Genomic DNA, 12890 nt, shown 5'->3' with positions numbered 1-12890 from the left:
TCCTCAGGATAGTCCACGTGCGCAATAGCCCGCGTTTGCAATTAGCCAGCGTCTGCAATTATTGTGGACGCCCGTAAGGGGCCAATGCAATCTGCTGGAAGGTCATCCCATGCCACTCGCCCTCCTAGCCCTCGCCATTGGGGCGTTCGGTATCGGCACCACAGAATTCGTGATCATGGGGCTGCTCCCCGAGGTCGCCGGCACCTTCGACGTCTCGATTCCCACCGCCGGATACCTGGTCAGCGGCTATGCGGTCGGCGTCATGCTCGGCGCGCCGCTGATGACCGTCCTGGGCACGAAGATCACCCGCAAGCGGATGCTGATGCTGCTGATGGGGTTCTTCATCGTCGGCAACGTGCTGTCCGCGCTCGCACCCTCCTTCGAGCTCATGCTCGCCGGGCGGATCGTCGCCTCCCTCGCGCACGGAGCGTTCTTCGGCATTGGGTCGGTCGTCGCGGCGGACCTCGTCGCGCCCGAGAAGAAGGCCGGGGCCATCGCGATGATGTTCACCGGTCTGACCGTCGCCAATGTCGTGGGCGTGCCGGCCGGCACCCTCATCGGTCAGCAGGTCGGCTGGCGCGCGACGTTCTTCGTCGTCGCGGCGCTCGGCGTGCTCGGTCTTCTCGGTGTCGCCAAGCTCGTCCCTGACATGCCGAAGGCCCAGGGCGTACGGCTGCGGCACGAGATCGCCGCCTTCCGCAACGTCCAGGTGCTGCTCGCCATGGCGATGACCGTGCTCGGCTTCGGCGGGGTCTTCGCCGCGATCACGTACATCACGCCGATGATGACGAACGTCGCCGGCTACGCCGACACCTCCGTCACCTGGCTGCTCGTTCTGTTCGGCCTCGGCATGGTCGCCGGAAACCTCGTCGGCGGCCGGTTCGCCGACCGTGCGCTGATGCCGATGCTCTATGTGTCGCTGACCGGTCTCGCCCTGGTCCTGGCGCTGTTCACAGTGGCCGCCCACGACAAGCTCGCGTCCGCCGTCATGGTCTTCCTCATCGGCGCACTGGGCTTCGCGACCGTGCCCCCGCTGCAAAAGCGCGTCCTGGACCAGGCCGCCGGAGCACCCACTCTGGCGTCCGCCGTCAACATCGGGGCCTTCAACCTGGGCAACGCCCTCTCCGCCTGGCTCGGCGGCATCGTCATCGCCGCTGGCCTCGGCTACACCGCCCCCAACTGGGTCGGTGCCGCGCTCGCCGCCTCCGCCCTCGTGCTCGCCTTCGTCTCCAGCGCGCTGGAGCGGCGTACGAACACGGGCAGCCGCATCGTCGCCGGCACCGTTCCCGAGCCGGCCCGGGCCGTCGCGGCCCATCGCTGAATCAACTGCCCAGCACGCTCTAGGAGTTCCCCCTCATGACTACCCCCACCATCGCCGTAGCCCCGCTCACCATCCAGGACGCGGAAGCCCTCGTCGAGGCGGCGCGTTCCGCCGCCGAGGCGGCCGGGGTCGCCGCAGCCGTCACCGTGCTCGACGCGGGCGGGCACCTGCTCGCCTTCCGCCGGGACGACCGGGCCGTACTGATCGCCGGTGAGACCAGCACCCGCAAGGCGTACACGGCGCTTCAGCTGAACACGCCGACCGCGGACCTGGTGGACGCGGTCCAGCCGGGCGGCCTCTTCCACACCCTGCCGACGGCCCTGGACCGCCCTCTCCTCTTCATAGCGGGCGGCGTCCCCGTCCACCGTGACGGCCGTCTGATCGGCGCGATCGGCGTGGGCGGCGGCGCCCCCGACCAGGACCACGGCTTCGCGACCGCGGCCGTGGAGGCCTTGAACCGACGCTGACCGCGTCGGCGCACACACAGATGCCCGCCCTCAAGTGCCCGCAGAATCAGGGCACATGAGGGCGGGCACTTGTCGTGGAGGTGAGGCGCGGAGGCCCTAGCCCGCCGCCACCGTCAGAGGTGCGAAGCGACGGGTCCAGTCGCCGGGGAGGGCCGGGATGCCGTACGTCATCACCGCGTTGAAGCCGACCGAATCCATCCCGGACGCCTTCAGCCAGGTCAGCAGCTCCTCGTGGCGTACGTCCACGTCCGTGCGCAGGGGGCGGTCGGTGCCGGCGGCGAGCGAGGCGACCAGAGCCTTCGCGGTCTCGGTGTCGCGGGCGATCAGAGGGCCCACCACATGGGTGTTCATATTGGGCCAGGCGGCCGCGAAGCCCGTCAGCCCGGCAGCGTCCTCGGAGACCCGCAGCTGGTCGCAGAAGGCCGGAAGGCGGGTGATCATGTGGGTGCGGTCCTGACCGAAGACCTCGGCATCGAGCCGGAGGATCGCGGGCAGGTCGTCAGCGGCCGCAGGACGGGTCGCCACCGTCGGAGCCGGCCCCGACGGCCGGAAGTGTCCCCGGACCATCTCGGCGCGGCCGGTCGTCTCGAAGCCCAGCTCCTCGTACAGCGGGTGGCCGTAGGGCGTGGCGTGCAGGGTCAGTGGAGTGCCCTGCCACTCCCGCAGCACGTCCTTCATCAAGCGGCGTCCGACACCCTGCCGGGCGAACCGCTCGGCCACCAGGACCATGCCGATGGCCGCGAGACCGGGGCCGTACGAGGTGACCACGCAGGCGGTGACCAGGCCCTTGCCGTCCGGGGCGTCGATTCCGTAGCCGGTGCCCGCCGTGAGTAGAAGCCCCCATTTGTGCTCCTCACGTGGCCAGCCCCGGTCCTCGGACAGGTCGGCGCAGGCGGTGAGGTCTTCGATGGTCAAGCGGCGCAGGGGAAGCTCGTCGAGCAGTGAGGGCATGGGGCTCAGGTTGTCCGACGCACCGGCGCGGCGTCCACCACTTTCCGACTCTCGGCACGGTGCTTCCTGCCACGCCCTGTCAGTCCCCACGGCTTGAGCACCGAGATGGCCGTCATGAAGAAGTACGCACTGGAGGAGACCACCGGGGCGGCCACCAGACTGGTGTCGGGGACCCCGGCCGCGACCGCGCCGTTGATCTCGGGCCGCAGCAGAAAGGCCGACAGGCAGAGCGTGACCAGAGTCAGCCAGAACTTGATCCAGACCCAACGATGGCGAGCCAGCCCCCAGCGGGTGCCCAGCGACAGAACGACCCCCGTCACCAGCGTCAGCACCGCGATGGGCAGCACGAGCCAGTCACCGAAGACCTTCATGGCGCGGTACGCGGCCTCCGTCATGGAGGGCGAGTCCGTGGTGTAGGCGGTGATGCCGAGTGCGAGAAGGCCCAGGCTGAGCCCAAGCCAGCTCACGGAGACGGCGACATGGGCCACCAGCCAGCCCCTCCGGGCCGGCCGCCGCAGATGTTTCACGTGAAACGGCGTCCGGTTCGTGAGTTCGGATGCGGGAAGAGGTCGATGTTTCACGTGAAACAGCCTGCCGCCGAGGGCCAGGACCGGGCGTCCCACAGGGGGAGTAACCCGTCGTACTAGTCTCGGCGTACATGGCGAGACTTCATCTCTTCGACCTCGATGGAACGCTCATGCGGGGCTCCGCCGCTCCCGTCGAGATATCCCGGCAGCTCGGGCTTCTCGATGAGATCGGCGAGCTGGAGGTGGCACTGTCCACCGGCCGGATCGGGCCCCAGGAGTACGCGGTACGCGTGCACGCCCTGTGGGCCGGGCTCACCGAGGCGCATGTCACGAGCGCCTTCGACGCCGCCCCCTGGCTCACCGGGATCCAGGAGGTGTGGCGCGAGATCCGAGAGCAGGGCGAGTACTGCGCCGTGATCTCGCTGTCCCCGTCCTTCTTCGTGGAACGGCTGCTCTCCTGGGGCGCCCATGCGGCCCACGGCTCGCTCTTCCCGGAGGTGCCCTTCGCCCGGCCCGTGGACCTGGCGGGGATCCTCAGCCCGGCCGCCAAGGTGACCGTCATGAAGCGGCTGTGTGCCGAGTTCGGCGTCGGTCCCCAGGACTGTGTGGCCTACGGGGACTCGATGTCCGACGTGGACCTCTTCGCGGCGGTGCCGGTGTCGGTCGCGGTGAACGCGGACCATCATCTCGCGGACCGGGCCACCCACAGCTACACGGGCGGCGACCTCCGGGAGGCCTACGCCCTGGTCCGCTCCGCCCGGTGAGCGGGGCCTAGCCCAGATCGGGCGCGTGCATGGCCCGCACGCCCTCGATGTTGCCGTCGAGGTAGTGCCTGAGGGACAGCGGGACGAGGTGCACCGAGGCGATCCCGACGCGGGTGAACGGGATGCGGACGATCTCGTACTCGCCGCAGGGTTCCTCGATCTCAGGGCCGTGCCGCAGCGAAGGGTCCATGGAATCGAGGCGGCAGACGAAGAAGTGCTGCACCTTCACGCCGGTCGCGCCGCCGTCGGCGCCGATGTGCTCGACGGTGTCGACGAAGCAGGGCACCACGTCGGTGATCTTCGCGCCGAGTTCCTCGTCCACTTCGCGGTGGAGGGCCTCGACGACGCTGGTGTCCTCGGGCTCGACCCCGCCGCCGGGAGTGACCCAGTACGGGTCCATGCCGGGCTTGGTGCGCTTGATCAGGATCAGGTCGTCACCGTCAAGCAGAACGGCTCGTGCGGTGCGCTTGACCACTGGACGTACGGTCATGGGAGAAATGTGGCCCGAAGGGGCGCCTGCGAAACTCCCCGGGTCTCCTCCACCGTCTCTCAGCTCCAGTCGGCCGCGGCACGCAGCAGCCATTCCTGCGCCCGCGCGATGTGCGGGAGGCCGAGTGTGCCGGTGCGCGCCGCGAGGAAATAGGTCCGCAGCGGCGGCACGGGAGGGTCGAGGAGCGCGACCACCTCGCCCTGTTCCAGGGCCGTCTCGCACAGATAGCGCGGCAGCACGGCGAGCCCCGCTCCCGCGGTCACCGCGGCGAGGACCGCCCGCAGATCCGGGGCCACGACCGTGCCCGCGGCGGCGGGCTTGGCGTCGAACACCGACGCCCAGTAGCGCGTGACCAGCGGCAGCGACTCATGGACCTCCACCACCGGGATGACCTCCAGGACCTCCGGGCCGCCGTGCCGCACCGCGCCCGGCCCGAGCCGTGCGGCCCAGCGCACCCCGGCGACCAGCACGTGTTCCTCGTCGCACAGCGCGGTGGAGGTCAGCAGCCCGCCGCGCGGCCGGGCGGTGGCGATGGCCAGGTCGTGGTGGCCGGCGGCCAGGCCCTCCAGGGTTTCCTCGGCATTGCCGAAGGACGCCCGCAGGGCGAGGCCCTGCGGGATGAGCCGGGTCAGCGCCGGCAGGGCCCGGAGCGCGGTGAACTCCGGTGGCCCGGCCAGGTGCAGGGTCCGCAGGGCCGGTGTCTCCCCGAGCCCGGACTCGGTGATCTCGACCAGGGCGTCCAGGTGCGGCGCGGCCCGCTGGGCCAGCTCGTCGCCCATGGTCGTCGGGGTCACCCCGCGCGCCTGGCGCAGGAAGAGCGGGTGGCCCAACTGCCGCTCCAGCGTGCGTATCTGGCCGGTCACCGCGGGCTGCGAAAGCCCGAGCAGCGCCGCGGCGCGGGTGAACGAGCCCGCCCGGTGCACGGTGACGAACGTACGCAGCAGGGCAAGGTCCATGCTGTGCCCTCCCGTCCTGAACTGCTCCACGACGTCCCCGGCCGGACACAACTATAAATATGTCGATAGGTCTCTGTCGCTACCGTGATTGGACACTGACGCAGAGTCAACTAGCCTTGTGCGGGCGGTTCTCGTGCGCGAGAACCGGGACGGTCCGAGCCATGAGGGGGGAGGCTCGGACCGTCCGTCCTACATACGGGGCCCGGCCGCCATGCCCGCCTGCTCCAAGGCACGTTCCACGTCCGCGATCAGGTCGGGGGCGTCCTCGGCGCCGACCGAGAACCGGATGAAGCCCTCGGCCACCGCGTCGCCGCCCCAGCGCCCGCGGCGTTCGGCCGTGGAGCGGACGCTGCCGAAGCTCGTCGCGTCGTCGACCAGGCGCAGCGCCTCCAGGAACCGCTCGGCGAAGGCGCGGTCGGGCAGGTCGAAGGAGACCACACAGCCGTAGCGGCGCATCTGCGTCGAGGCCAGGCGGTACGAGGGATCCGAGGGGAGCCCCGGATAGCGCAGGCCGGTCACCTCGTCCCGCTCGGCCAGCGCCTCGGCGAGGGCCAGGGCGTTCGCCGCCTGCCGGTCGGCGCGCAGGTGCAGGGTCGCGAGGGAGCGGTGGGCCAGCCACGCCTCCATCGGGCCCGGGATCGCGCCGACGACCTTGCGCCACTTGCGTACCCGTGCGGCGAGATCGGGATCGCGGCACACCACGTAGCCGAGCAGGAGGTCGCCGTGGCCGGTCAGGCCCTTGGTGCCGCTGGCCACCGCGAAGTCCGCGCCGAGTTCGAGGGGACGCTGCCCGAGCGGCGTGGCCAGGGTGTTGTCGACCGCGACCAGGGCGCCCGCGTCGTGCGCGGCCCGCGCCAGCCGGCGTACGTCGCACACGTCGAGCCCGGGATTGGACGGCGTCTCGATCCACAGCAGCTTCGCGCCGTCCAGGTGCGCGAGTTGGGCGTCGTCGGCGGTCGGTGCGGTGCGCACCTCGATGCCGTACGACTCCAACTGCTCGCGGATCAGCGGCAGGGCCTGGTAGCCGTCGTCGGGCAGCACCACCGTGTCGCCGGAGCGGGCGTGGGAGAGCAGCACGGCCGAGATCGCCGCCATCCCGGAGGCGAAGACGATCGCCTCTGCGCTCTCGTCGGGGGACTCGAGGTCGGCCAGCGCCCGCTCCAGATGCGTCCACGTCGGGTTGGTGTCGCGGCCGTAGGTGTACGGCCCGGCGGCCTCGCCCGGCAGGTGGAAGTGGGCGGCGAACACCGGCCCGGGCAGGGTGGGTTCATAGGCCACCGGCTCGGGGAGCCCGGCGCGTACGGATCGAGTGCCGTCACCTGTCATGCGGCGCGCTCCATTTCATCGCAGTAGGGGGTGGCCAACGCTCAGTCCCTGTCGTCGGGCAGAACGATGTGCATCGCCCAGGACACGATCGAGATGATCAGGGCGCCGAGTACGGCGGTCCAGAACCCCTCGACGTGGAAGCTCAGGTTGAGCTTGTCGGCGAGCCAGGAGGTCAGCAGCAGCATCAACGCGTTGATCACCAGCGTGATCAGCCCGAGCGTGAGGATGAAGAGCGGGAACGACAGCAACTTGACCACGGGCTTCACGACAAAATTCACCACGCCGAAGACCAGCGCGACCAGAATCAGCGTCAGTGCCTTCTTGCCGGTGTTGTCACCGGTCAGCGTGATGTTCTTCACCAGCCAGATGGCCACCGCCAGGGCGGCCGCATTGGCGATCGTCTTGACTACGAAATTCTTCATGGGTCTGATCGTGGCAGACGTGATCGGCACGAGCGCAGGGGCAGATGGCGATGAAACATTTCCGACTCGACGAGCTGGAGGCGGAGCGGGCCGCCAACGACGGTGCGTATCTGCAGTTCCTGCGGGAGCGAAACATGTCGGCGGGCCTGTACGCGCTCGACGCCGGCGCGCACGACCCCCAGTCCCCGCATGCCCAGGACGAGATCTACTTCGTGGCCAGCGGCCGCGCCTCGATCACCGTGGGCCTGGAGACGACGCAGGTCGCGCGGGGCAGCGTGGTCTATGTGCCGGCCGGAGTGGCGCACAAGTTCCACCACATCACCGAGGACCTGAGGGTTCTGGTCGTCTTCTCTCCCCCTGAGAGCTGAGGGTCGCCCCCGATTCTCCCTAGGGGTTCGGTCAGGGGTGTTCAAGGGCTGCGAGGGCCCCGCGCGGTACCCCCTCGCGCCTAGCATCAGGAGTGTCGAAAGCACACGACTGATGAACTGACGAAAGAGGTAAGGACGATGGCGGCACGGGAGATTTTCGCGGGGATGCCCTGGTGGGTGAAGTGGGTCGCCGTGCCCGTCATCGCCCTGGTGGTGTTCGGCGGTCTGATCGCCAGCGTGGTGGGCTTCCTGTTCGGACTGCTCTTCAAGCTCCTGGTCTTCGTGGCCCTGGTCGGCGGTCTGATCTACGTGGTGCGGAGGTTCATGTCCTCCTCGTCCTCCTCGCGCGGCGACTGGTAGCCGAGCCCGGGCGGAACGAGGACTTCCGCCCGGAGTCGGTGCCGGCCCCGGACCGGTGGGCAGCGCCTTGTCCAGGGCGTACGGGGATTAGCCCGGCCGGGGGAACGGACCCGGCGAAACCCCTTCCCCGCCAGGGGCGGCCATTAGAGTGGCGGGTCTCTGCCGCCCCCTGGGAACCACGGGCTCTGACCGGTTCCGACCTCCGGTCCGACCGGTCCGTACCGCCTCTCCGGGCGTGCGGCGGCCGCGCGGGGGTGGCCCCCGCGGGCGGGCGCGTTGCCCGTCGGCACGCCTGGGGGTGACCTGTGGCCACGGCTTCGAATGCCGCCGTCCCTACCCTGATCGGCTCGGTCCAGCGGGCCCTTCGCCTGCTGGAGGCTGTCGGGTCCCATCGGGACGGCGCCCCTGCCAAACAGCTGGCGCGCGAGGCGGGGCTGCCGCTGCCGACCGCGTACCACCTGCTGCGGACCCTGACTCACGAGGGCTATCTGCGGCGCGAGAACGGGGTGTTCGTGTTCGGACCGGCGGCCGAGCGGCTGGCCGACGGCGGAGCACTGCAGAATCGTCGCAGCAAGATCGCCGACTCCCTGGTGCGCTGGCGGGACTCCATCGGGGTGCCCGTCTACTTCGCCGTCTATCGCGAGGGCGAGATCGAGATCGCCGGGGTCGCCGACACCCCCGCCGCGCCCGCCGTCGAGGAGTGGGCCGACTTCCGCGAGACCGGGCATGCCCACGCGATCGGCCAGTGCCTGCTCAGCCAGCTCGACGAGCGCACCCGCGAGGACTACCTGGACCGGCATCCGGTCGAGGCCATCACGCCCTTCACCGTGCGGGACCGCCGCAGCCTTCTGGAGCGGCTGGCGGCTACGGAGCGTATGCAACCCGTGATCGAACGGCAGGAGTACGCGCTGGGTACGGTCTGCGCGGCGATCCCCATCACGGCTGGTTCCAGTGCCGCCACCATGGCCATTTCCGTACCCCTTCACCAGGAAGAACGCCTGATTCCGGCCATCGAGCAGCTACGTGGGGAAGTGGGCGGCCTGTTCAGTTCCCTGGCGCTCTCTATCAGTATCTGAAATATCACTCCTTGTGATCTGTTTGGGCTTCCAGCACGATTACGTCAAGAGGGCCATGCGGGATCATTCCTGGCCAGTTCCGGCTAGAGCGGGGTACGTGCGGTGCGTGAATCGGTTCAGGCAGAAGTGATGATGAGCTTCCTCGTCTCCGAGGAGCTTTCCTTCCGGATCCCGGTGGAGCTGAAGTACGAGGCGACGGACCCCTATGCGGTGCGCATGACCTTCCACCTTCCCGGCGACGCGCCTGTGACCTGGGCTTTCGGTCGGGAGTTGCTGCTCGACGGCATCAACGGGGCGACCGGGGACGGCGATGTGAGGATCGAGCCCACTGAGCCCGAGGAGCTCTCGGACGTACGCATCCGGCTCCAAGTGGGTGCCGATGCCGCCCTGTTCCGGGCGGGTGCGGCGCCGCTCGTCGCCTTCCTCGACCGCACCGACAAGCTCGTACCGCTGGGTCAGGAGTGGACGCTCGGAGACTTCGACGAACACCTGGAGGACGCGCTCGGGCGCATCCTCGCCGAGGAGAACGCGGGCTGATCCCCTACTTCTTGCGGCGGTGGCCGCCTCCGCCGCGAGTTGCGCCCACGCGCGGCGCGGTGGCCGCCGGCCCCGGCCGGTCGGCGGAGACCACCAGGGCGGCGAGCGCCGTGGTCAGCGGCACCGAGGCGACGAGGCCGATCGAGCCGACCAGGGTGCGGACGATCTCCTCGGCGACGAGCTCGCTGTTGGCCACCGTGCCCACGCTGCTCTGGGCGATCGAGAACAGCAGCAGCAGGGGCAGGGCGGCGCCCGCGTAGGCGAGCACCAGGGTGTTGACCACCGACGCGATGTGGTCGCGGCCGATCCGGATGCCCGCCCGGTACAGGCCGCGCGGGCCCATGGTCGGGTTCGCCTCGTGCAGTTCCCACACCGCCGACGTCTGCGTGACCGTCACGTCGTCGAGCACGCCGAGCGAGCCGATGATGACGCCGGCGAGCAGCAGCCCTGACATGTCGATGTTCGGGTAGAGGCCGTGGATCAGACCCGTGTTGTCGTCGGTGTTGCCGGTGAGCGAGGCCCAGCCGATGAAGAGCGAGCCGAGCAGCCCGATCAGCATCAGCGAGACCAGGGTGCCGAGGACGGCGACGGAGGTGCGCGCGGACAGGCCGTGGCACATGTAGAGCGCGATCAGCATGATGGCGCTCGCCCCGACCACCGCTACCAGCAGCGGATTGGAGCCCTGCAACACCGCCGGAAGGATGAACAGGGTCAGCACGGCGAAGGAGACCACCAGGGCGACCAGCGCCATCACCCCGCGCAGCCGTCCGACGGCCACCACCGCGAGCGCGAAGATCCCGGCGAGCAGCGCCATCGGGAACCGGCGGTTCACATCGGTCACCGAATACTGCAGGTCGTGGGGTGCGTCGGGGGCGTACGCGACGATCACGCCCTGGCCCGTGTGCAGCTGGCGCGGGGAGTCGGGCTGGACGATCTCGGTGAAGGTGCGACCCTTCTCCTTGCCCGAGGTGACCTCGACCGTGGCCTTCTTGCACAGGCGCTGTTCGGCGGTCCTGGCCCGCTGGCTCTCGGCGGTGGAGGTGTCACCGTTCGACGGAGCCTGACCGGCGTTGACCGTTTTGCAGTCGACTTCGTCGACTTTGATGACCTTGGCCTGCTGCGTCTGACGGTCGAAGCCGACACCGGTGCGCTGGTGCGGCGGGGCGCCCCCTGGCCAGAGCACCACGAGACCCACAAGTACCGCTGTGGAGAAGGGAATCAGCACGGCGGCGATGACCTTGCGGAGGTGCTTGGAGACGGGGGCGGCGGGCCCGTGCGCGTGGGAGTGGCCGTGCCCGTGGCCGTTTCCGCCGTGCTGGTGCGGAGAGTGCGGTTCTGGTGAGGTCACCGCACGATCATCGCAAGAACAGAGGGGGCCCTCTGTTCAGCGCGCCAGTGATGACGCTAGCGTGGTGACACCTTTGCACACGCGGGAGCTCGGAGCACCGGGCTGAGAGGGCGCTGAAAACCGTACGAACCGTACGGAAGAGGCTGCGCCGACCGCCGAACCTGTTACCGGGTAATGCCGGCGTAGGGAGTAGGTCTCATGACCATTCAGGACGCACGCACGCCTGCCTCCAGCACAGCGGAGAGCGGGAAGTCCATCGGCTGGCACAAGGGGTACGTGGAGGGATCGCGCCCCGATCTCAAGGTGCCGGTCCGTCAGGTGCACCTCACCAACGGCAAGGCCGTGACGCTGTACGACACCTCGGGCCCGTACACCGACCCGGGCGTCGAGACCGACGTCCGCCGAGGTCTCGCCCCGCTCCGCGAGAACTGGATCATCGGGCGCGGCGACACCGAGGAGTACGCGGGCCGGCCGGTCCGCCCCGAGGACGACGGCATCAAGCACACCTCGCCGCGCGGCGGGCTCAAGAACCTCGACGCGGTCTTCCCCGGCCGCCCGCGCCAGCCCCGCCGGGGCCGTGGCGGCCAGGCCGTCACCCAGCTCGCGTACGCCCGCCGGGGCGAGATCACCCCGGAGATGGAGTACGTCGCGATCCGCGAGAACGTCTCTCCCGAGGTCGTCCGCGAGGAGATCGCGGCGGGCCGCGCCGTGCTGCCCGCCAACATCAACCACCCCGAGATCGAGCCGATGATCATCGGCAAGCGGTTCCTGGTGAAGGTCAACGCCAACATCGGGAACTCCGCGGTCACCTCCTCCATTGAGGAAGAGGTCGACAAGATGACGTGGGCCACGCAATGGGGCGCGGACACGGTCATGGACCTCTCCACGGGCCGCAACATCCACACCACCCGCGAGTGGGTGCTGCGCAACTCCCCCGTCCCCATCGGCACGGTGCCGCTCTACCAGGCGCTGGAGAAGGTCGACGGCCGTGCCGAGGAGCTGACCTGGGACATCTACAAGGACACGGTCATCGAGCAGGCCGAACAGGGCGTCGACTACATGACGGTCCACGCCGGCGTGCTGCTGCGCTACGTTCCGCTGACCGCCCGCCGCAAGACCGGCATCGTCTCGCGCGGCGGCTCGATCATGGCGGCCTGGTGCCTGGCGCACCACAAGGAGTCCTTCCTGTACGAGAACTTCGAGGAGCTCTGCGAGATCCTCGCGGCCTACGACGTGACGTACTCGCTGGGCGACGGCCTGCGGCCCGGCTCCATCGCGGACGCCAACGACGAGGCGCAGTTCGCCGAGTTGCGCACGCTCGGGGAACTCAACACGATCGCCAAGCGTCACAACGTACAGACGATGATCGAGGGCCCGGGACACGTCCCGATGCACAAGATCAAGGAGAACATCGATCTGCAGCAGGAGATCTGCGAAGAGGCCCCGTTCTACACCCTGGGGCCGCTGACCACCGATGTGGCGCCCGCCTACGACCACATCACCTCCGGCATCGGTGCGGCGATGATCGCCTGGTGGGGCACCGCGATGCTCTGCTACGTCACGCCCAAGGAGCACCTCGGCCTGCCCAACCGTGACGACGTGAAGACCGGCGTCATCACGTACAAGATCGCCGCCCACGCGGCGGACCTGGCCAAGGGGCACCCGGGCGCGCAGGAGTGGGACGACGCGCTCTCGGACGCCCGGTTCGAGTTCCGCTGGGAGGACCAGTTCAACCTGGCCCTCGACCCGGACACCGCCCGGGAGTTCCACGACGAGACGCTGCCCGCGGAGCCGGCCAAGACCGCGCACTTCTGCTCGATGTGCGGTCCGAAGTTCTGCTCGATGAAGATCTCCCAGGACATCCGGCGCGAGCACGGCGGCGACCTGAAGTCCGACGAGATCGAGGCCGGAATGGCGGAGAAGTCCAAGGAGTTCGCGGACGCGGGCAACCGGGTCTACCTGCCGATCGCCGACTGA

Annotated in this window: 15 protein-coding genes and 1 riboswitch; of the genes, 8 read left to right on the top strand and 7 right to left on the bottom strand. The window is 69.4% G+C overall.

From position 1 onward, the window contains the following. The first annotated feature begins 109 nt into the window (after window positions 1-109). Together ACFYZA_RS21200 and ACFYZA_RS21195 are read left to right on the top strand one after the other, a co-directional pair. Entirely contained in the window at window positions 110-1321 is a 1212-nt protein-coding gene (locus ACFYZA_RS21200) for an MFS transporter (RefSeq protein WP_388492126.1), read from the top strand. Window positions 1322-1356: 35 nt separating this feature from the next. Continuing rightward, the gene (locus ACFYZA_RS21195) at window positions 1357-1788 is read left to right on the top strand and encodes a heme-binding protein (protein ID WP_388492125.1); all 432 of its coding nucleotides are present in this window, start codon (window positions 1357-1359) and stop codon (window positions 1786-1788) included. Between the two features lie 96 nt (window positions 1789-1884). Here the strand turns inward: ACFYZA_RS21195 and ACFYZA_RS21190 are convergent, their stop codons facing one another. Together ACFYZA_RS21190 and ACFYZA_RS21185 are read right to left on the bottom strand one after the other, a co-directional pair. Then, on the bottom strand, window positions 1885-2739 hold the full coding sequence (locus ACFYZA_RS21190; RefSeq protein WP_388492123.1) for a GNAT family N-acetyltransferase: 855 nt from the start codon (window positions 2737-2739) through the stop codon (window positions 1885-1887). A gap of 5 nt (window positions 2740-2744) precedes the next feature. Next, entirely contained in the window at window positions 2745-3266 is a 522-nt protein-coding gene (locus ACFYZA_RS21185; protein WP_382583614.1) for a DUF2269 domain-containing protein, read from the bottom strand. A 131-nt stretch (window positions 3267-3397) separates the two neighbouring features. Between ACFYZA_RS21185 and ACFYZA_RS21180 the strand changes: the two genes are divergently transcribed. Then, entirely contained in the window at window positions 3398-4030 is a 633-nt protein-coding gene (locus tag ACFYZA_RS21180; RefSeq protein WP_388492121.1) for an HAD family hydrolase, read from the top strand. Between the two features lie 7 nt (window positions 4031-4037). On the opposite strand, the gene ACFYZA_RS21175 is transcribed toward ACFYZA_RS21180, so the two are convergent. From ACFYZA_RS21175 to ACFYZA_RS21160, 4 genes are all read right to left on the bottom strand, one after another. Continuing rightward, window positions 4038-4520 carry an NUDIX domain-containing protein gene (locus ACFYZA_RS21175; protein WP_388492120.1) on the bottom strand — a complete coding sequence of 161 codons (483 nt, stop codon included), beginning with the start codon at window positions 4518-4520 and terminating at the stop codon, window positions 4038-4040. Between the two features lie 59 nt (window positions 4521-4579). Then, window positions 4580-5476 (bottom strand): LysR family transcriptional regulator, encoded by an 897-nt coding sequence (locus ACFYZA_RS21170; protein ID WP_382583081.1) that lies wholly within the window; start codon window positions 5474-5476, stop codon window positions 4580-4582. Between the two features lie 189 nt (window positions 5477-5665). Further along, complete coding sequence (locus ACFYZA_RS21165; RefSeq protein ID WP_388492118.1) at window positions 5666-6802, bottom strand: cystathionine gamma-lyase; 1137 nt, start codon at window positions 6800-6802, stop codon at window positions 5666-5668. A 41-nt stretch (window positions 6803-6843) separates the two neighbouring features. After that, window positions 6844-7224 carry a phage holin family protein gene (locus ACFYZA_RS21160; RefSeq protein ID WP_382583075.1) on the bottom strand — a complete coding sequence of 127 codons (381 nt, stop codon included), beginning with the start codon at window positions 7222-7224 and terminating at the stop codon, window positions 6844-6846. 50 nt (window positions 7225-7274) lie between these two features. On the opposite strand from ACFYZA_RS21160, the gene ACFYZA_RS21155 reads away from it, so the two are divergent. The 4 genes from ACFYZA_RS21155 to ACFYZA_RS21140 all read left to right on the top strand — a co-directional run bounded on the left by ACFYZA_RS21155 (window position 7275) and on the right by ACFYZA_RS21140 (window position 9565). After that, complete coding sequence (locus ACFYZA_RS21155; protein WP_382583072.1) at window positions 7275-7592, top strand: cupin domain-containing protein; 318 nt, start codon at window positions 7275-7277, stop codon at window positions 7590-7592. 138 nt (window positions 7593-7730) lie between these two features. Next, on the top strand, window positions 7731-7952 hold the full coding sequence (locus ACFYZA_RS21150) for a DUF5326 family protein (protein ID WP_100575660.1): 222 nt from the start codon (window positions 7731-7733) through the stop codon (window positions 7950-7952). 305 nt (window positions 7953-8257) lie between these two features. Further along, the gene (locus ACFYZA_RS21145; RefSeq protein ID WP_382583068.1) at window positions 8258-9028 is read left to right on the top strand and encodes an IclR family transcriptional regulator; all 771 of its coding nucleotides are present in this window, start codon (window positions 8258-8260) and stop codon (window positions 9026-9028) included. 102 nt (window positions 9029-9130) lie between these two features. Continuing rightward, a complete protein-coding gene (locus tag ACFYZA_RS21140; RefSeq protein ID WP_382583064.1) occupies window positions 9131-9565 on the top strand; it encodes an SsgA family sporulation/cell division regulator in 435 nt (144 codons plus the stop codon). A gap of 4 nt (window positions 9566-9569) precedes the next feature. Here the strand turns inward: ACFYZA_RS21140 and ACFYZA_RS21135 are convergent, their stop codons facing one another. Then, on the bottom strand, window positions 9570-10913 hold the full coding sequence (locus tag ACFYZA_RS21135) for a YibE/F family protein (protein WP_388492117.1): 1344 nt from the start codon (window positions 10911-10913) through the stop codon (window positions 9570-9572). A gap of 71 nt (window positions 10914-10984) precedes the next feature. Further along, window positions 10985-11119: riboswitch (TPP riboswitch) on the top strand. Here ACFYZA_RS21135 and thiC point away from each other — a divergent pair. Then, a complete protein-coding gene (gene thiC, locus ACFYZA_RS21130; RefSeq protein WP_388492115.1) occupies window positions 11112-12890 on the top strand; it encodes a phosphomethylpyrimidine synthase ThiC in 1779 nt (592 codons plus the stop codon). It overlaps the preceding riboswitch by 8 nt.

This window comes from Streptomyces sp. NPDC001828 (assembly GCF_042892175.1).
In the GTDB taxonomy this organism is placed as follows: domain Bacteria; phylum Actinomycetota; class Actinomycetes; order Streptomycetales; family Streptomycetaceae; genus Streptomyces.
Note: the sequence above shows the minus strand (reverse complement) of the source record. Positions and strands in the feature narration are given on the sequence as shown.

Coding starts and splice junctions, on each gene's coding strand:
- ACFYZA_RS21160 (WP_382583075.1), bottom strand. CDS start 7,224: ATGAAGAATTTCGTAGTCAAGACGATCGCCAATGCGGCCGCCCTGGCG.
- ACFYZA_RS21150 (WP_100575660.1), top strand. CDS start 7,731: ATGGCGGCACGGGAGATTTTCGCGGGGATGCCCTGGTGGGTGAAGTGG.
- ACFYZA_RS21175 (WP_388492120.1), bottom strand. CDS start 4,520: ATGACCGTACGTCCAGTGGTCAAGCGCACCGCACGAGCCGTTCTGCTT.
- ACFYZA_RS21180 (WP_388492121.1), top strand. CDS start 3,398: ATGGCGAGACTTCATCTCTTCGACCTCGATGGAACGCTCATGCGGGGC.
- ACFYZA_RS21165 (WP_388492118.1), bottom strand. CDS start 6,802: ATGACAGGTGACGGCACTCGATCCGTACGCGCCGGGCTCCCCGAGCCG.
- ACFYZA_RS21200 (WP_388492126.1), top strand. CDS start 110: ATGCCACTCGCCCTCCTAGCCCTCGCCATTGGGGCGTTCGGTATCGGC.
- ACFYZA_RS21195 (WP_388492125.1), top strand. CDS start 1,357: ATGACTACCCCCACCATCGCCGTAGCCCCGCTCACCATCCAGGACGCG.
- ACFYZA_RS21155 (WP_382583072.1), top strand. CDS start 7,275: ATGAAACATTTCCGACTCGACGAGCTGGAGGCGGAGCGGGCCGCCAAC.
- thiC (WP_388492115.1), top strand. CDS start 11,112: ATGACCATTCAGGACGCACGCACGCCTGCCTCCAGCACAGCGGAGAGC.
- ACFYZA_RS21170 (WP_382583081.1), bottom strand. CDS start 5,476: ATGGACCTTGCCCTGCTGCGTACGTTCGTCACCGTGCACCGGGCGGGC.
- ACFYZA_RS21190 (WP_388492123.1), bottom strand. CDS start 2,739: ATGCCCTCACTGCTCGACGAGCTTCCCCTGCGCCGCTTGACCATCGAA.